Genomic DNA, 18,280 nt, shown 5'->3' on the forward strand with positions numbered 1-18,280 from the left:
TACTTATGGGACAAACCGTTGAATGAACGACGGAGGGGAGGAAAATACCGTGCAACGCGAAACAGTATTAGAGCATGCCCTGGGCGTTCTTGAACGTGAGGGGATTGCCAGCACCACACTTGAGATGGTCGCCAATGAAGCAGACTATCCGATAAAAGAAATCAGTAAATTCTGGCCTGACAGTGAAGCGTTGCTCTATGACGCGCTGCGTTATTTGAGCCAGCAAGTTGATGTCTGGCGACGCCAGCTCACGCTTAACGATGAGCTGTCGCTTGAACAAAAGTTGTTGAAGCGCTACGAAGCGTTGACTGAATGTGTCAACAAACAGCGCTATCCAGGCTGCCTGTTTATCGCGGCCTGCACCTTCTATCCAGACGCCTCACACCCGATTCACCAGTTAGCGGATCAGCAGAAAAAAGCGGCCTGGGAATTCAGCCATCAACTGCTTACGCAGCTGGAAGTGGATGACCCAACGATGGTAGCTCATCAAATGGAGCTGGTACTGGAAGGTTGCCTGAGCCGTTTACTGGTGAAACGCAGCCAGACAGACATCGAAACCGCTCGCCGTCTTGCTGAAGATATTCTGCGCTTTGCGCAATGCCGACAAGGTGGAGCGTTGACCTGATTTAGATATCCTAATCGTCCACTAAACGCATATAATTTCGGCAACATTCACATGTTAAAGGGAATTATATGCGTCATCTGACCTGGCTGGCCTGCGCTGGCCTGTTTTCAACTCAGCTTTTTGCCGCACCGTTAACCGGATTATCTTTCGAACATAAAGACTGGCAAGTTTCCTGCGACAATACCGGCACCTGTCGGGCGGCAGGATACAGCCGCGATTTGGTAAGCGTCTTATTAACGCGGGTTGCCGGTCGCGAAACCAGCGCAAAAGTTGAAGTCACCTTCGCACAACCCACGGCATCATCCGCCACGCTTTTTATAGATGGTGAACAGAAAGGCGAGTTAACCCCTCTTTCAGACGGAAGTTTTTCCATCCAATTTACCGCCCGGGACGCGTTTTTGACCGCGTTGAGCCAGGACAACACCATAGAATTCGAATCTGGCGGAAAGCGTATCCCGCTCTCATCAGCAGGTTCCAATGCCGTGTTGCTGAAGATGGATGAATTCCAAAAAACCACCAATACTTCCAATGCCATGCTTCATCCCGGCAATGAAAATACCGACAATGTATTACTGGCTAAACCTGCCCCGCTTATCATCAGCCAACCCGTTATCCCGGATCCAGACACAGTACCTTTGACTACCACGCAATTACAAAAAATAGCGCCTCAGCTAAAACTCACTCCTGAGATGCAATGCCGTGAAATTGCGGATGAACAAACGCGAACGTATTACCGCATTCCTGTCGATAAGAATCATGCACTGATTAAAACCGAATGCTTTGATAGTTCCCGCTTTGCCTTGTGGCTGACCGACAATACCCTTACCGCTCGCCCAGAATTGATCACCCACGATGCCAGTAAATATGAAAATGGCGAAATAGCCCGGCTCAGTGGCCCAATACAAATATGGGTCTGGAACGGTAAGCAGTTTCTCCTGCGGGATCAATACCGTAGTGGTGGCCACAACGGCGCCTGGACTCTACCTACGTTCGTCAGCAGAGTACGTACCCAACACGACGTAGATACCGACAAAGCCGCGTTACAGAAGCTTTACCAGGCGGTGACCGACCTGAAAAAAACCGATCCTGAATTAACCCTCACTAAACTTGCCAATCAATTCACATTAACCGGCGAAGTCACCAAATTTGAACTTTCCACTGTTGAAGATGCTACACCGTCAAAAACCAAACCCTCAGCAGAGATAAGTGACGACGAATGGCAGGCATTTTTACGCAGCCCCGTCATGGTGGAGTCGGAAGATGGCAGTATTAACTTCACGCTGCTTGATATGGATGGCGATGGCAAACGAGATCTCATTATCAACAGCTACGTGGGCGGTACGGGATTATATAGTTACACCGGAGTTTTAAAGCGCGGTGAGAATTCGTTCTACAACCCTCGAGCTGACCGTTCAAGTCACGACGGTTTTGGGCCCTTTTTCTCAGAAAACGGGCGCGGAGCGAACCAGTGGAGCGAATGGGTGCGCATCAACGGCCAGGTTTACGCTCTTTGGTTCAACGGGCAGTTTGGTGAAGACAATCTTTACTTGTTGCGCCCGTTTAGCGTTGATGACAAAACCCCTGCTGTCACCATCCGCTATCGCTACACACTGGATACCATCGGCTCATCCGAAGAAAATCAACCGAAGACACCTGCGCTAAGTGACAAAGACAAGGCCAGATTATTAAAGTCGCTTGATACCATGCAGGACCATCTTCTGAAGGATATGGCTGCTGACCAGAAAGTCCCACCAATTTGCCCTATTCCACCCGGCACATCAGCTAAAGAAGCGGAAAGTTACCACCGGGGTGTCCCCCTGCACTACGCTTTTGAGAGCGTCGCCTACATCCCAGTCTGGCTGAATGAAAAATGCTATATCGGCACCGTAGCCAGCCATCACGGTAGCTACAATAAAGGCGTCGATGCTGAGATCGCGATCAGTTCCCCAAGAGAAGGTGAAGAGAGCGTTAACGGATATTATATTTCAGGTTTACGCCATGTCACTTCAGTGAAAAGCGGCTGGAAGGCACGAGCAGGCGACAACGGCGTGCTGTGATTTTAAGCAAAAAAATGCCCAAAAAGCAGAGTTTGCCGCAAAGTTAAGCAACCGAACGGTAAAATGTGAAATTTGGTTGACGGGGTATGCAGATTACGGTTTAATGCGCCCCGTTGCCCGGATAGCTCAGTCGGTAGAGCAGGGGATTGAAAATCCCCGTGTCCTTGGTTCGATTCCGAGTCCGGGCACCACTATTTAGAAGAACCCGCCTATGGCGGGTTTTTTGCTTTCTGGGGATTAACCACTGCAAGCGCTGTTCAAAAACCTTGCCAACGTTTTTATCCGATCCCATGACCACTACAAAAAAAAAACAGCATCAACCATAAACGGCTGATGCTGTGCTGAAACGTTATTTCTTCTTATAGACCACTGCGTTTCCATGTATTTTATTATTGGTATTCCCTGATGTCAGCACATAAATATCACCGCCTTTCTCATCAGCCTTTTTTGACAACTCAGCTTTCGCATCAGCAGTACTGGTTTCACCCGAAGTAGAGATATTTCCAACTTCGACATACTGATCTTTCACCTTCTCAAAATCTTTTTGCGACATCATTTCTGCAGCAAATGAACTGAACGTGAATGTACAAGCAACCATGCCTAAAATGATTCTTTTCATCTTTCTTTCCTTTTGAGTATGTCACTGATAGTCATGAGTAAAAATAATAAAAACAACCAAATTTCTATAAACACATATAGTTTGCATGGATAACTTTATCATGATTCATCACTCACAAGATTGATACATCATTATCGTTTAATGATTATGGGATCTCCGTCATAGCCAGTGAAGATTAGGAAGTTTCATGATTATTTGCCTATTTAAAGAATAGCGATGCCACACCCCCGCTAATCAGGCGCCAATACGTAATATGTACGGTGGATATAAAAGAGGAATTGATTAACAGATGAATTATTTTATAAGGAGTAAATAACTGAGGGTAAATGCTGTGCGGAATTATCCTGCCAGTCTTTCCATCACCGGCAGGCTCAGGGTGCATCCACTCACAACACCAATGTCATAAAGCGGCTATTCGGGTCGAGCTGGTAATCGGCAAAGGGTTGGCAATCGACAAAGCCATGCTTGAGATAGAGTTGGTAGCAGGCGGCAAATCCTGGCTGGGTGCCCGTTTCTAAGCTGATACGTTGCAAACCCCTTTCGCGCGCGACTTGCAAAATATGTACTAAAAACTGATTCGCCACGCCACGGCGCAAAAATTCAGTCGCAGTGCGCATTGATTTCAGCTCACCGTGGCTGCCATCGAGCATTTTCAACGCGCCAATGCCGGCTAGTTGCTCCCCTTCCCACGCCGACCAGAATGTCACGGTGGGGTCACGGAGTTTTTGCACATCCAGCGCATGGCTGCTTTCCGGTGGCGATTGTTCCAGCATGCCGGAAATATGGTAAGCCACTAATGTCTGTACCGCGTGATGGGACAAATCGTCGATTTTAATGGTGAACATGTTTAACCTTCAAAATGTTACTAACATATTTGCAACATCAAAGCGGACTCGCTGACGTTCGTCCAATAACGATTACTTATGACCTCATTTCTTCATCTGCTGGAGCTGTATCTGGTCAGCGAATTTAGCCTGTTCAGCCAGCTCCGGGAATTGCGAGGGGACATAAAATGTTTCCGGCGCTTTCAGGCCACGCATATCGCTCCCGGTATGAATTTGCAGTTCCCCAAGCTCGCTCAGCATAGCGCCCGCGACGGTGACAGGCATCACCAGGCGATAAGGTTCCGCCCTTTCAAACGGGACTGGAGTTGGATAGCGGTTCTCACTCAAATCGTAATTACGGTTAAGCACCAAAAACTTATCCGGCACCCGGCGTTTGCTGTTCCACCAACTGCCGTCCACTTCACGAAACTCTCTTTCTGTCTCTGCTTTGGAGACGGCTCCCAACTGCACCAGCGCCTTGTGCAACGCTTTGTCTATTGCGGAGTCGTAGGAGTCAATCGACCCCGCCTGGCCATGCAGAATCACGTTAATCGCAAGCCTTGCCCCCAATAGATTGGAGTAGAGATCTTCGGGTGAGAACGCAGATATCTCCTCAGGAAACCCCGGCACAGACTCGAAGCCGTACCACTGGGCAATCTCATGCCATTGCGCGAGCTGAAATGCGAGATGCCCCGCAAGCCACGCAGCAATCGTGTAGCGTTCCGACATCGAGGCCGGTGGAGTAAACGCATGCAGTTGAATGCGCCTGACCCCCAACTCTTCACTGTAGAATAGCCGCCAGTCCTGGCCGAGACGCGAATAAATCTGCGTGAAAAGATAGAAGGTGTTATCGGCGGTATCACGGACGTGGGCGATATCGATAAAACCGCCGTGACGGGTATAAATCAGGCCGCTTTTCTCCTCGCTCAGACCGACGATATTTTTGACTGCCCCTAGTGCACTGTCGTTATAACGATGATTGCCAAGCGTCGCGAGCGTCAGAATATTACCAATCTGGTAGACCGGAATTGGCACACCCACGGCGCGCACTTGCAGGTCATAACCAAACGCACAGCAAGGCCGCAAAGATTCTGGGGCGGTAAGCTCCTGAGCAACAGGCCACACGCGCCGCGCCTGTTCGATGGGTAGAAAATCTGTTGATGCTGCGGCAGCACTTGCGCTCACGCAGGCGGCACCGAGCAACAGAGTAAAAATCCAGGCGCGCATTAAAATGCCTCCGCAACTTGAAAATAAAAACCGGTACTTTCTTTGCCAAATCCCAGATCGAGACGGATATTCATGTCTGGCTTAACTTCAAAGCGATAACCCGCGCCAATAGTGGGCAACAGCGGGTTATCTGACAAATTATGCGGGCTGTCACCCAACGCCCCTGCACCGACCCATAAAACATAGCCGTGTCGCCAGTTGAGTTTTTTGCGGTATTCCACTTGTGTGCTGACCACGTCTTTATCGCGATAGCGCCCCTGATAGTAACCGCGCATCCGGTTGTCGTCCCCCGCCTGAGATAAACGATCCCACGGCACATCACCACGGGTGAAGCGCCCCCAAAGATCGAACGCCAGAACATCCTGATCGCTAAGCGGAAGATAATAATTGTATTGCAGTTGCAGAGCGGTGAAGTGCGTGTCCGAGCCGAATGCTGGATCAAAAACGCTGTATTCAGCACTGAAAAACTGACCGTGTTGTGGACGAGTGATCACATCGCGCGAATCGTAATTAATGGTCGCCGTCACGCCGGAACTCAGCGTGCTGCCACCCGCGTTGTAACTCGAAAAGTTATCGCCTGGATGCGGATCATCAATGTTGTCGGCTTTGTAGTTCGAAAAATCCCAACCCACGCCGGCATACAAGTTATCCACCACCTGACGCATGATCTGGGGATGGAGGCTGAACGACTGCTGGGTGTATTTCTGCTCGTTACCTTGCGCCGCATCGTAGCCAATCCCCCAAAATCCAGTGGGAATTTTTGCCAGCGATCCGTCGATAAACAACCGCCACTCGTCACCGGTGAAAAACGTGTAGTTTTTCATGCCCAGCCCCAGCGCCCCGCTGGTGCTGACAAACCCGGTTAACGATAGCGACGAGTTTTGCGTCACACGGTCATGAGGATCAACGCGGTAAACACCCGCCACCGCCGTCCCGAGGCCAAGCTTCAACTCCGGGGTATAAAACGGCCCTGGCAGCACGCTCCAGTTAATGCCCTTGCTTGGGTCGTATTGATTATCCGCCCCCAACTTACCCAGAAAACCGTCAATCTCTTCGCGCGTCATGGCTTCAGTGGCGGTCGGTATCAACATCAGGCTTAACAACCCCAAAAATAGCGCGCTGCTTGTGTTCATCAGAATCGGTATTCACCTGCCAGGAAGAAGCTATTACGCTCATTAAAACCAATTTCTGTCAGCACATTAAAGTTTTGCGTGATTTCATATTGCGCACCGATCAGCGTATTCCACGGCGAGGTGAGATGCTGCTTAACATCGAAACGCCCCTGGTTATCCTGGTTCACCGCGCTTATCAGCGGCTGAAGCGAAGCTGGCATATGCAGGTCAGAGAGATTCCCCTTAAACTCCTGCTGCACGTCCTGGTACATCGCCCCAACCCAGATGCTCAAGTGCGACGGCCCGGAAATTTGTGGCATATCAAAACGATAACCAACGCGTGGTGAAACCGTCAGCGCCGAAATTTTACCATCCAGAATATCGAAATCGGTACGCGTGTAGTTGGTGTCCACCAGCGTAAACCAGTTTTTATAGCCACCCGCCAGCGTAAAACCCGTTCCGTAGGTCATGCCTTCGAAATCGAGCGTGAAATCAATATTCTGCAAGTCACCGCTTTGATTCAGGCGATGAACCGAAGCAGCAATAAGGCGATCAATCCCGGTATACAGCGACGGATCCGCATCAACCGAAACGTTGGAAACCGATGAACCTTTGGTGTACCCCACCAGCCCGTAAATATTCAGAAACGGGAATACCCACATATCCATGCGCAGGTTTTCACTGTTACTGCGCTCGCGCGTGTGGCCGACATCGATATTAAACATGTCGCTGGGAATAGCATGCTGGCCCAGTTTAAGGCCGGAGAAAGTAATGCTGTCTACATCCACATTCTGGCGGATGTTCATATAACTGAGATTCACGCCAAACGGCAGCGGGATGGAATATCCGCGCGCTCGGGCTTCATCTCCCCAGATAGGAAATGTGCTGCTATCACTGGTCGTGGTGTCCGTGGATGCGCCAAAGGCTGCACCTGATAAAAACAGCAGCGGAAGCGCAAATACCCGGCACTGCTGTATACCTTTTAATTTTGTTTTCATTGCGTTCTCTTTAAATTTTACTTGGTCAGTCAGGCGGCAAAATCCTTCTACAGCCCCGCCCCCACATTGAAATAGACCGCTTGTTCGTTGTCGCTAAACGCCACATCAATCCCAGTATGCAGACCAAATTCGCGGGCGATGAGATAACGGAACCCACCGCCCCAGGCCACTTCCGCGGTATGGAAAAGATCGTCAGCATCGTTGCTGGCACTACCGGCACCGACAAAACCCTGCAATACCCAGCGCGGCGTCATCTGCCATTCGAGTTGCGTTTGCACGGTCCCGACATAATCCCCTTGATAGCGATATTGCGAGATGCCTCGCAATTTGATGTATGGCCGCGCCATAGGTGGCAAATGGCTGTCATGGTTCGAAAGCGATTGATAATTACCCGCCAGCGCGAGGGTAAAATCACGGCTTAGCGGTTGGAAATATTTGCCATCAAGCGTCAGCATGTCGTATCGGTAATCGCCACCGAGAAAGCTGGAGTAAAACTGGTATTCGCCGGTAACCGACAAGCCATTGCGTGGATAAAAGAAGTTATCCGTCGTGTCATATTCCATCAGCAAGCCAACACCGGAAGTGGTGCTTTGCTCGCCAAGAACACGTTGAAAGGTACGGTCAATAAGCTTGTTATCGGCCGATATTTCCATATTTGCATAGAATTGCGAACCACCAACGAAAAACGGAGTATCTGCAACGCGGAACAGTAATTTTTGCATACCTCCGTACCCTCTTGTTTGGGTACTAATGCCTTTTCCGTTGTCAAAACCTGCGATATCGCCTGAATAAATGTCAATATTTACATTGGCATAGCCGAGGGCAACCAGATAGCGAATGCCGTCATTGTTCCAGGTGTGGCGATGCCCACCGCCGACAAACCAGGTGCCGTTTTGTGTCGCTCCACCACCGAATGCTGACATCGCTGGCGGGATGGATCGCCCGTCCGGACGGGTATGCCCAGGTTGACCGTCAGCAGAGTCGTGCAGGAAAAGGCCAAATAACCCACCGCCATAACCGACTGCCGGTTCGGTGATCACCACCGGAATCGGCAGAAACCCGTAGCGGTTATCACGCAGGTACTCGCTCATATCGAGCATACCGTCGGTTGGGTCAATTAACCCTGCGGCGTGGGCGTCCGTGGGCTGCCACAACCCGAGCGAGAGCACCGCCGCCAGCGAATACGTGGATTTATTCATAGCAGTTTATCCGGCTGCACGGCGGGTGCCGCAAGCAGGAGGTATACAACGTTGTCCATGCCAGAAGAAACAGCAGCGCCCTGGTCATAACCATCACCTGGTAAAGAGAGAAATTTGTTTTATTTTTCAATTACACGAGAAACCGCACTCTCGCCTAATAACTGATTTGAGCATAGACCAGCATCAAGCATATTCAAGATAAGTGGTGCGAAGTTAAGGTCCTGGAAGCCGCGGATTTCAAGGGTGGCACCGCACTGGAGAGCACGGTATCATTTATTAAACTTATGAAATAAGGCTTATCAATGGATATTAACCACAGCACGGGCGAAAGTGTCATCACCAGCACCAAAGGCTACATGTGGTTTTTATCACTGAATATTATCTTCTGCGCCTGGTTGCTGTTGCGCGGTATTCATCGCAGCGATCTCGATACCCTGCCGCTTCCGTTGCAAATACTTTGCGGTTGTATCATCGCGTTAGCCGCAATAAACCTGATGATTACGCTAAAAATAAAGAAGAATATTAACGACGGTTTTTACCACTACGCCCTGCCCTTTGTGGTGCTGACCTTTGGTTTGTTGTGGTCCGTTTTGTTGTATAACTTCACCCAGTTTTACCAAAACCCGCTTGTCACACTGATGATGACCGTATCATTGTTATTACCCGCAACCATCACCTTCTTTATTTCTGGCCGCTTATTGTTACTGTTCTCCGCCCCGTTAGTTTTGTGTTTGCTGTATGTCGAATTCTTCTTTCAGCGTAAATTCAGCATCGCACAATTCGTCGGTGCGTTGATCATGCTGCTAGTTATCTATTCTGCACGCTACATTTTGCTGGAGTGGTATCAGCGCGTGCAGCGCAGCGAATATGAAAAAAATATCCTGATCAAAAAACTGGTTCAGCAAGCGCACTACGATGCCTTAACCGGTTTGTATAACCGTCTGAGCCTGGCGCGTTACTTTGAAGAGCACGTCAGCACGCTCGCGCAGAGCAAGAAAAAGCTGTTTATGATAGTGCTGGATATTGATTTCTTTAAACAATACAACGATATATATGGGCATGTGGCTGGCGATAAATGCCTGATCAATGTGTCACGCTGCATCGAACAATCCCTGCGCAAAGAGACCGACAGCGCCTTTCGTTTTGGCGGCGAGGAGTTTGTGGTGTTAACTGTCTGCAACGATATTTCCCAGGCGAAAAACATCAGCCAGCGAATCCAGCAGAATATTGCCCATGCCCATATACTGCATAAAGGTTCTGGGGTTTCGGCGGTATTGACTGTCAGCCAGGGAATTGCGCAATGGCGCGAAGGAATGGCACTGGAAATGTTAGTTGAACAAGCCGACCAGCAGCTTTACAAGGCGAAGAAAAACGGCAGGAATCGTGTCTGTTACGAGAAATGAGTTAACGAATAAAACGCCAGAAACGAAAAAACCCGCCGAAGCGGGTTTTTAAATTCTTTAGAGCTTAGTTAACGCTAACCTTACAGGCTAGTTACGTTACCAGCTGCTGGGCCTTTAGCGCCGTTCTCGATGGTGAAGGAAACTTTCTGGCCTTCATCAAGAGATTTGTAACCTTCGTTCTGGATTGCAGAGAAGTGAACGAACAGGTCTTTAGAACCGTCGTCTGGAGTGATGAAGCCGAAACCTTTATCAGCGTTGAACCATTTTACCAGACCAGTCATTTTGTTAGACATGTGTATTACCTTTTGGATTAAGTGTGCCTTACGGCGATTTGGTATGCTTTACAGATTTTATGAAGCGGTAGAAGAGCACACGACAAAGGGTATCCAGGGATGACTCTTGAAGGACTGCTTTACTAAGTTGCTTTAAAGGTCTGTACGTCAAACCGATGGGGCGTATTAACTCATGCTTAGGCGATGAATGACAAGGATTATTTTAGCCGTCCACAGCTCTGGAGCTAAAACACCCCTGTTTTAGCGCTTCGCTTAACAGGGGCACAATGTGAAGCTAATCCATTGTTAATAATCTATTTTCGCCACTCTGCGCAGCGCTTGAGGCGTGACTTCTGGCAGGCCAAAAAATTCCATATAAGCCGGAATCATCTCAAACAACATATCGGTACCAGGTTGAATCTGGCAGTCTCTTTCCATTGCGGCACTCAAAAATGGGGTGATTTCACTTTTCATCACCACTTCGCCAACAAAACTCCCCGGTGTTATCGCATCCACGTCGATGGGCAATTCATCACCTGGATTCATGCCCAGCGGTGTTGCGTTGACGACGATGGAAAACGCCTGCGGGTTGCGCAACCCCGTTAGTACCGTGAGCGCCGGATAATGCCGACGCAGACGAGACGCCAGTTCTTCACTGCTTGCCTGGCGGGTATCAAACAACGCCAGCTTATCAACGCCCGCCGCCGCCAGCGACGCCGCGATAGCCGAACCGACGCCACCACTGCCCACCACCAACGCGCTGGCGCCTTTAACCTGAATCCCTTTGCGCAACACACCGCGCACAAAACCGTCGCCATCAAACATATCGCCGCGCAGGCTGCCATCTGGTTCGCGACGAATAGCATTACAGGCTCCGGCGATTTGTGCCGTCGGACTCAGGCTGTGGACTAACTCGCAGGTCGAGACTTTGTGCGGCATCGTCACCAGCGCCCCAACAATATTGGTCAGGCTGAATAAAGAAGGAATCAGTTGCGCATAATCACCAGGCTTTACCCCCATCGGCACCACTTTGATATCAATGCCTTGTTCTTCAAACCACGGGTTGTAAATCATCGGCGCTTTGAAGGTGGTAGTTGGGTAGCCCAAATGGGCGATTAAACGGGTGTTGCCACTAATTTCCATGATTAATCCGCCAGCTCAATACGTTTGATATCGCCAAGAATAAAGACATAGGCAAACACGCCCAGCAGTGCCGCTCCGCCGATATACACCAACGCGTAGAAGAAGTTACCGGTAGCTGCAACGATAAAACCAACGATTAACGGCGTGATAATCGACGCAAGGTTTGAGCAAAAGTTAAATAAGCCACCCGTCAGCCCCGCAAGGTTCTTCGGTGCCATATCAGAAATCAGCGTCCAGCCAAGTCCCACCATGCCTTGCCCGAAGAACGCCACCGACATCACCGTAATCACCAGCGCGTCAGTCGGCATCCAGTTCGCCGAAATAATCAGGCTCGCCATCAGCAGGCCAGCAATAATCGGCAGTTTGCGGGCCATGTTCACCGAACCGGTGCGTTTCAGAATTTGGTCAGAAACCCAGCCACCAAACATCACGCCTACTGCCGCAGCGAGGAACGGCATAATCGCGAAGAAGCCCACTTTCAGCCACGGCATATGGCGCTCGGTAGCAAGATAAGTCGGGAACCAGGTCAGGAAAAACACTAAGGTGGTATTCCCGGCAAACTGGCCAATCCCCGCGCCAAGGATCTGGCGGCATTTCACCAGCCTTGCGACGTTCGCCCAGCTAAAATTCATCTTCGGCTCAGGTTCAGCCTCTTTGTCATCATGGCCGATGTATTCCAGTTCAAGCGAGTTAGCGGTTTTTGACTCATGCGGCTCGTGATAAAAACGCCACCACACCAGCACAAACAAAATGCCGACCACGCCCACCGTAATAAACAGCGCACGCCAGCCGAAGGTTTCCATAATAAAGAACAACAGCGGAGCAAACGCGGCCAGACCGATATATTCACCAACGGTATACACCGCCGTAGCGCGGGCGCGTTCATGCTGCGGGAACCATTTGCCGACCACCCGGCTGTTGACAGGGAAACACGGCGCTTCACTGATCCCAAGGCCTAAGCGGCAGAGCAACAGCGTTTTCAGCCCGACCGTCAAACCGTGGAATAAAGTAAATGCCGACCAGAAGAACAGTGCCAGCGCGTAAGTGACTTTGTTGCCGAAGCGATCAAGGAAGATGCCGCCGGGGATCTGCATGGCCGCATAAGTCCAGGCAAACGCCGAGAAGACAATCCCCATGGTGGCCGCACCGATGCCGAGATCGGCACTCAGTTGCGGTGCCGCAATACCCAGAACGGTGCGGTCCAGGTAGTTAATCATGGTCCCGATAGCCAAAAGGGTCAGAATCACCATTCGGGTACGGGTTCGTTTTACAACACCAGTTTTCTGGGCGGCGATGTCGCCCTGGCCATAACTCGCCATGGTTGCTTCCTCTATTATTTTATAGGTTACAGGTGTTTTATTGAACCTTAAGGTTCATTTATTGTTATCAATCGAATGACTGCATCTGCATTGCCGCCAGGCGAACAGCCGCGTTAGTGGCACCATATTGTTGATAATCCCCGCGCCGCTCAACCAATTCAAAGAAGAAACGATCCGGGCGGAACGGTGGCGTATAGGCGTGCAAAAATTCCTGCTGGCGTGTATCACGCTCGTAAAGAATATCGAGGCGCTCAAGTCCTTGTAATAACGCGTTGTTTGCGCCGTAACGCGCCAGTAAATCGTCATAATAGTTGGCCGGGATCGTCAGCAATTTCAGCCCTTGCGATTGCAGGCTTTCCACTGTCGCCGGTAAATCATCGCAGGAAAATGCCGCATGTTGCAGGCCGGTTCCCTGATAACTCGCCACTGAACGGGCGATTTGCGTATCGAGGCTGTGCGACATATTCAGCGGCAGGCGAATCGAATGACACGGGCTGTGCATCACCTGGCTTCTGACCAGGCCATACGGGTCCGGTACGCTAAGCTCGTTATCCAGCTCGAAACCAAATACCGCACGGAAGAACATAATCCAGTTATCGCGGCTACCTTCCACCAGGCCTAATGCCAGATGATCAATGCCGCGCAATACGCCAGTATTCACTGAATCAGACAGCGTGAAATCGGTCTGATAAATATCGTTTTCGCCCTGCTCTGGCGCTTCTATTAAATAAATCAGGCTACCGTCTGGCGCGCAAATCGCTGCCAGTGCACGCTCGTCCGGGCCGTGTTCTTCGTGCCAGATCGGGTAACCATAATCTTGTGCGCGTTGCAGCACATTCGCCGCCCCTTTCACCCGCCACGCCATGGCACACAACGACACGCCGTGGCGACGATGAAACTCGTCCGCCCAACTGTGCGCCTGATGGTTGATAATCACGTTCACCCCACCGTTGCGCCACAGCGAAACATCTTTTGAACGATGGGTCCCGGTCTGCGCGAAACCTAGCGGTTGCAGAGCTTCGCCAAGTGCTGTGGCATCTTGCGCGTCAGTGGCGAACTCTAAAAATTCAATCCCCTGGTAGCTGGCTTGCGGCGCGCTATGGAACAGTGGTGCATCACTTTGCGGGTTGCCATTCCAGGTTTGTTCTTCCAGCCATAGCAGCGAACGATAGCCATCCTTCGCCGTTGGCGCGTTCGGCGTGGCGCGGAAGTTGTCATTGAAAATCTCCAGCGACCACGGGCCGCGGTAGCCTTTTTCGGTCAGCAAACGGGTAAATTCCACCACCGGCAATTCACCCTGCCCTGGGAAGCAGCGGAAATGACGGCTCCACTCCAGCACATCCATTTTCATCAGCGGGGCGTCGGCCAGTTGCAGGAAGGTGATTTTATCAAGCGGAATATCGTCGAGATTAATCAACTGGTCGCCGAGCGACAGCACATGGAAACTGTCCAGAACCAGCCCCAACGCTGGGCTGTTAACCTGTTTTACCCGCTCCCACGCCTGACGGTAGCGGTTTACATGGGTGCCCCACGCCAATGCTTCGTAGCCGACGATAATTTCATTTTGTTGTGCAAGTTCAGCAAGATGAGCTAAATCGCTGACTTGTAAATCAAGGCTCGGCGAACAATCTGGAGCCACATTGCTGCACAGCAACATGGTGTTGCAGCCCAGCTCGTGCATCAGAGCAAATTTACGCCGCGCACGTTCCAGGTTGCTGGCAAACTGTGGGCGAGAGGCTCCTTCAAAATCGCGGAACGGCTGAAACAGCGTGATAGTCAGCCCCAAATCTGCGGCCATTTTGCGCACATCCGCAGGTGAACCGGGGTAGTAAAGCAGGTCATTTTCAAAGATTTCGACGCCGTCAAAACCAGCAGCCGATATTGCGGCCAGTTTTTCAGGCAACGTGCCAGAGATAGATACGGTTGCAATTGAACGCTGCATGATGGCTCCTGGTCGCTCGGGGTAATTGGGCTAATGTTGTATCATTTGGTTCATATTGCAAATTTATAGTTAATTTATTGTTACCCCAGATCACACCTATGGAAGTAAAAAAAAATAGCGGGCGATTACCGAACAAAACAAAGTGGAGTTACACTTTTCAGTCACTCCCTGGCAACCCAAAGGCAGACACAACATGTCAGATAATCAATATCAGCCACCGAAAGTATGGACGTGGAATAAAAGCGACAGCGGCACCTTTGCAAACATCAATCGCCCGATTGCCGGCCCAACACACGAACGCACTCTGCCCATCGGCAAGCATCCATTGCAGCTCTATTCTCTTGGCACACCGAACGGGCAGAAGATCACTATTCTGCTGGAAGAACTGCTGGCGGCAGGTGTCAGCGCGGCCGAATACGACGCACATTTGATTCGCATCGGTGAAGGGGATCAGTTCTCCAGCGGCTTTGTGGATGTGAACCCGAACTCGAAAATCCCGGCGCTAATGGACCATTCGGTCACCCCGCCGATTCGCGTGTTTGAGTCCGGCTCAATCTTGCTGTATCTGGCGGAGAAGTTCGGTCTTTTCCTGCCAAAAGAGCTGGCGGCACGCACCGAAACCCTGAACTGGCTGTTCTGGCTGCAAGGTTCCGCTCCGTATCTTGGCGGTGGATTCGGCCACTTCTATCATTACGCGCCAGTGAAAATTGAGTACGCCATCAACCGCTTTGCCATGGAAACCAAGCGCCAGTTAGATGTGTTGGACCGCCAGTTGGCGACACATCGTTTCATTGCGGGCGATGAGTATACGATTGCGGATATTGCGATATGGCCGTGGTACGGTAGCCTGGCAAAAGGTGGGTTATATGAGTCTGCTGAATTCCTCGACATCAGCTCATACAAAAACTTTGTCCGTTGGGCCGATGAAGTGGCGAATCGCCCGGCAGTGAAACGTGGGCGTATTGTGAACCGCACGTTCGGAGAGCCGTCGCAGCAGCTGCATGAACGCCACGACGCCTCTGACTTTGATTTGCGTACTGAAGACAAACTGGTTAAATAACATCCAGATGGCAGGTTGCAACGGTGGCCTGCCTTTTTTATCGTTCAAATTTAAACAAACTTAATATAGTTTCCGGATAACCGTGCAGGTAAGTTGCCGTCTGAGTTAAATAGTAAGCAACCTGCAAGGAAATATCGTGTTCAAGAAATCCCTGTTTTTATTCGCTTTCGTTTTAGCCGGTTGTGCTCAACCAGGCGATGATAAGGTTGAAGCGTTAAATACTCTCGACTTCCACGCCACCCCGTCACCTTCCGCCCCGGCGAATAGTAACCCTGCGGAATTAGAAAGCCTGCACAAAACCAATCAGCAAGCTATCGCTAGCCTGACGGCTGAAATTAAATCGGCACGAGTGGATGAGCTGAAAAGTGGTGATGTATTTGATAATCGGGATGGCATTGATAACGTGTTTCAGGCGCTGACACGGCTCGAGGAGTTTGGTGAGCTGAACAATATCTATCTGAAAGATAATAATAAGAATGGCTTAGTACAAATTGGTAAGGTATTAAAACCGCTTACCGAGAAAGACTCCTGAGAACATACCTGGTCTGACATTTCTGTCATTAATGGTGGATGACGCTTACGCTTATCCACCCTACAAAATCCCAATCTGACATTTCTGCGTTAATGGTGGATGACGCTTACGCTTATCCACCCTACAAAATCCAAGTCTGACATTTCTGTCATTAATTGGTGGATGACGCTAACGCCTATCCACCCTACAAAATCCTAATCTGGCGTATGTCGGATAAGCGCTAGCGTCATCCGACATATTCAACTCCAATCAGTAGAGTTGTTTCTCAATCAGCATCTGCTGCAACTGCTGCTTTTGTTCAGTGGTCAGCACACGGCTTACATTAAACAGATATTTCGCGCGCTGGTAACGCACCTGGCCTTGAATATCGCTAATCGCGGTCAGCTGTTTCTTCGCCACAGTGTCATCCCATACGCCGGTGTGGAACATCTGAACAATGGCATCCTGGGTTAAAGCGTCAGTATTAATTTTACTGATCTCTTTTTCTGCATCTTCGCGCAGTGTCTTCACCGTCTTCATTTGTTCTGGTGTCAGCTTTAACTGCTGTGCCAGGTTATCCTGCGGCAGTGTTTCGGTTGAGTTGGATGCAGAAGCTACACCAGAAAAAGCCAGTACGGTTGCCATCATGGCAATTTTAAACATATTCTTCATTCGACACCCTTAGGAATAATAAGCATTAATAAAAAAAGTACAGCTGTATTATTAACGCAGATCGAATGACATTGAAAACCATTACTCGTTTATTTTTAAATAAACTAATCATGTTTTAACAAAAACCATTATAATAATGCATATATGCAATATGGAGTTCGCCATCCTTTATATTTTCATTTTATTACAATGAGTCATTATTAAAAGAACCGGACTGAAACCCTGGATTTCACTCTTAATACCGTTCACAATAATTAATCTTTCGCTTATTTATATATAGCAACCGTGCGCTGAACAAATGAAAAAAATTGAACATTCATTTCACGCTATTTATCTGTAACAAAAACATTTTTAATTTCTTCACGTTAACAGAAAACCACAGATCAAAAAGCCACACTATGCTGCCATAGTGTGGCTTCGTACTGCTTACTATTTGATAGCTGCTTACATAGCCCACATCCCTATGAGCTGAAGCCAGAATAAGGTTAATACTCCATGCATTCAAAATATTTTTTATTTAAAAATAAATTTTAATATTTAGATAAAAAAAACCCGCCGGACAGGCGGGCTTATTGTATTGGCATAGCAAAATGCACAAACAATATTAAAGGATCGAATCACTCGAATTGACGATATCAATGAGGCTTGATGTATCAACGTGATAATTGTAGTGTGTGACCATTTCGCCAGCAAACTAATTTCCGTACAAAAATAAACTTATCAGAAACTAAAATTAACCCCAGCGTAAGCGCCATCGGCTAAGATATTATCGCTGCGGCCATCTTTCCCTTCCATGCCAACATAACGGTACCCGCCATCAACGGAAAACGTGGAGTTAACATTCCAGCGAAGACCCGCGTTCGCTTCGCCATACTGTGCTACGCCACTTGAGAGCGAATCAGGTGAAAAATAAGCATCGCCAAATAGAGTAAAATTTTCGCCCAGTGGCAGCTGCGCACCACCCCCTACTGCCACGGCATAACCTTCGTCGTTATCATCCGGGTTCAGATACAGCGTTTTACCGCCGAGGGTAATCAGCACCGAACCCAACGGGATATTCCAGCCCAGTCCCAGGCTCGCAACATCACCGTCATTATCGTTATGTGCCCAGTTACCGCTAAAGGTAAAACCAGGCTCATTGGCGCCAAAACTCATACCCAGGTTGGTCCATTTAGAACCCGCCTCTCCATGAAATGAAACCGCACTTGCCGAACCTGCGGTCAGTGTTGCAACGATCAGACAAACCATTTTTAAATTTTTCATCGCGTTCCTCTTTATTCTTCAGGGTTTCAGAACC

General features: G+C 49.6%; 17 protein-coding genes and 1 tRNA gene. 6 read left to right on the plus strand and 12 right to left on the minus strand.

The features are described 5' to 3' along the window. Positions 1 to 22: 22 nt before the first annotated feature. From D8682_RS13455 to D8682_RS13465, 3 genes are all read left to right on the plus strand, one after another. Positions 23 to 625: a transcriptional regulator gene (locus D8682_RS13455; RefSeq protein ID WP_232887176.1), complete on the plus strand. Its 603-nt coding sequence runs from the start codon at positions 23 to 25 to the stop codon at positions 623 to 625. Positions 626 to 693: 68 nt separating this feature from the next. Next, positions 694 to 2,682, plus strand: coding sequence for a DUF1176 domain-containing protein (locus D8682_RS13460; RefSeq protein ID WP_121814477.1), 1,989 nt, complete (start codon positions 694 to 696; stop codon positions 2,680 to 2,682). Between the two features lie 115 nt (positions 2,683 to 2,797). Beyond that, positions 2,798 to 2,873, plus strand: a tRNA-Phe gene (locus tag D8682_RS13465). A 158-nt stretch (positions 2,874 to 3,031) separates the two neighbouring features. Here D8682_RS13465 and yahO read toward each other — a convergent pair. From yahO to D8682_RS13495, 6 genes are all read right to left on the minus strand, one after another. Beyond that, positions 3,032 to 3,301 (minus strand): DUF1471 family periplasmic protein YahO, encoded by a 270-nt coding sequence (yahO, locus tag D8682_RS13470; RefSeq protein ID WP_064540898.1) that lies wholly within the window; start codon positions 3,299 to 3,301, stop codon positions 3,032 to 3,034. A gap of 386 nt (positions 3,302 to 3,687) precedes the next feature. Then, the gene (locus tag D8682_RS13475; RefSeq protein ID WP_121814478.1) at positions 3,688 to 4,146 is read right to left on the minus strand and encodes a GNAT family N-acetyltransferase; all 459 of its coding nucleotides are present in this window, start codon (positions 4,144 to 4,146) and stop codon (positions 3,688 to 3,690) included. A gap of 84 nt (positions 4,147 to 4,230) precedes the next feature. Continuing rightward, positions 4,231 to 5,352, minus strand: coding sequence for a DUF4056 domain-containing protein (locus D8682_RS13480; RefSeq protein WP_121814479.1), 1,122 nt, complete (start codon positions 5,350 to 5,352; stop codon positions 4,231 to 4,233). Further along, positions 5,352 to 6,485, minus strand: coding sequence for a BamA/TamA family outer membrane protein (locus tag D8682_RS13485; protein ID WP_064540916.1), 1,134 nt, complete (start codon positions 6,483 to 6,485; stop codon positions 5,352 to 5,354). Before D8682_RS13485 ends, D8682_RS13480 begins: the two co-directional genes overlap by 1 nt. Next, positions 6,485 to 7,462: a hypothetical protein gene (locus tag D8682_RS13490; protein WP_064540919.1), complete on the minus strand. Its 978-nt coding sequence runs from the start codon at positions 7,460 to 7,462 to the stop codon at positions 6,485 to 6,487. Before D8682_RS13490 ends, D8682_RS13485 begins: the two co-directional genes overlap by 1 nt. A 47-nt stretch (positions 7,463 to 7,509) precedes the next feature. Next, positions 7,510 to 8,661: a BamA/TamA family outer membrane protein gene (locus D8682_RS13495; RefSeq protein WP_232887180.1), complete on the minus strand. Its 1,152-nt coding sequence runs from the start codon at positions 8,659 to 8,661 to the stop codon at positions 7,510 to 7,512. Positions 8,662 to 8,963: 302 nt separating this feature from the next. Here D8682_RS13495 and D8682_RS13500 point away from each other — a divergent pair, with 302 nt between their 5' ends. Continuing rightward, the gene (locus D8682_RS13500; RefSeq protein ID WP_121814480.1) at positions 8,964 to 10,064 is read left to right on the plus strand and encodes a GGDEF domain-containing protein; all 1,101 of its coding nucleotides are present in this window, start codon (positions 8,964 to 8,966) and stop codon (positions 10,062 to 10,064) included. An 80-nt stretch (positions 10,065 to 10,144) separates the two neighbouring features. Here D8682_RS13500 and cspA read toward each other — a convergent pair whose 3' ends face one another. The 4 genes from cspA to D8682_RS13520 all read right to left on the minus strand — a co-directional run bounded on the left by cspA (position 10,145) and on the right by D8682_RS13520 (position 14,740). Further along, a complete protein-coding gene (gene cspA, locus D8682_RS13505) occupies positions 10,145 to 10,357 on the minus strand; it encodes an RNA chaperone/antiterminator CspA (protein WP_064540929.1) in 213 nt (70 codons plus the stop codon). Between the two features lie 285 nt (positions 10,358 to 10,642). Beyond that, positions 10,643 to 11,479: a shikimate dehydrogenase gene (locus D8682_RS13510; RefSeq protein ID WP_064540932.1), complete on the minus strand. Its 837-nt coding sequence runs from the start codon at positions 11,477 to 11,479 to the stop codon at positions 10,643 to 10,645. Between the two features lie 2 nt (positions 11,480 to 11,481). After that, positions 11,482 to 12,798 carry an MFS transporter gene (locus D8682_RS13515; RefSeq protein WP_121814481.1) on the minus strand — a complete coding sequence of 439 codons (1,317 nt, stop codon included), beginning with the start codon at positions 12,796 to 12,798 and terminating at the stop codon, positions 11,482 to 11,484. Positions 12,799 to 12,865: 67 nt separating this feature from the next. After that, positions 12,866 to 14,740 (minus strand): bifunctional sugar phosphate isomerase/epimerase/4-hydroxyphenylpyruvate dioxygenase family protein, encoded by a 1,875-nt coding sequence (locus tag D8682_RS13520; RefSeq protein WP_121814482.1) that lies wholly within the window; start codon positions 14,738 to 14,740, stop codon positions 12,866 to 12,868. A 193-nt stretch (positions 14,741 to 14,933) separates the two neighbouring features. Between D8682_RS13520 and yghU the strand changes: the two genes are divergently transcribed. Both yghU and D8682_RS13530 read left to right on the plus strand, forming a co-directional pair. Further along, positions 14,934 to 15,800, plus strand: a complete 867-nt coding sequence (yghU, locus tag D8682_RS13525; RefSeq protein ID WP_064540941.1) for a glutathione-dependent disulfide-bond oxidoreductase — start codon at positions 14,934 to 14,936, stop codon at positions 15,798 to 15,800. Positions 15,801 to 15,936: 136 nt separating this feature from the next. Then, positions 15,937 to 16,332, plus strand: a complete 396-nt coding sequence (locus D8682_RS13530) for a hypothetical protein (protein WP_064540944.1) — start codon at positions 15,937 to 15,939, stop codon at positions 16,330 to 16,332. Between the two features lie 249 nt (positions 16,333 to 16,581). Here D8682_RS13530 and D8682_RS13535 read toward each other — a convergent pair whose 3' ends face one another. Then, positions 16,582 to 16,983: a Spy/CpxP family protein refolding chaperone gene (locus tag D8682_RS13535; protein ID WP_121814483.1), complete on the minus strand. Its 402-nt coding sequence runs from the start codon at positions 16,981 to 16,983 to the stop codon at positions 16,582 to 16,584. 720 nt (positions 16,984 to 17,703) lie between these two features. Further along, positions 17,704 to 18,246: a YfaZ family outer membrane protein gene (locus D8682_RS13540; RefSeq protein WP_121814484.1), complete on the minus strand. Its 543-nt coding sequence runs from the start codon at positions 18,244 to 18,246 to the stop codon at positions 17,704 to 17,706. Positions 18,247 to 18,280: the final 34 nt, after the last annotated feature.

Source organism: Buttiauxella sp. 3AFRM03 (assembly GCF_003675305.1).
Lineage (GTDB): Bacteria > Pseudomonadota > Gammaproteobacteria > Enterobacterales > Enterobacteriaceae > Buttiauxella > Buttiauxella ferragutiae.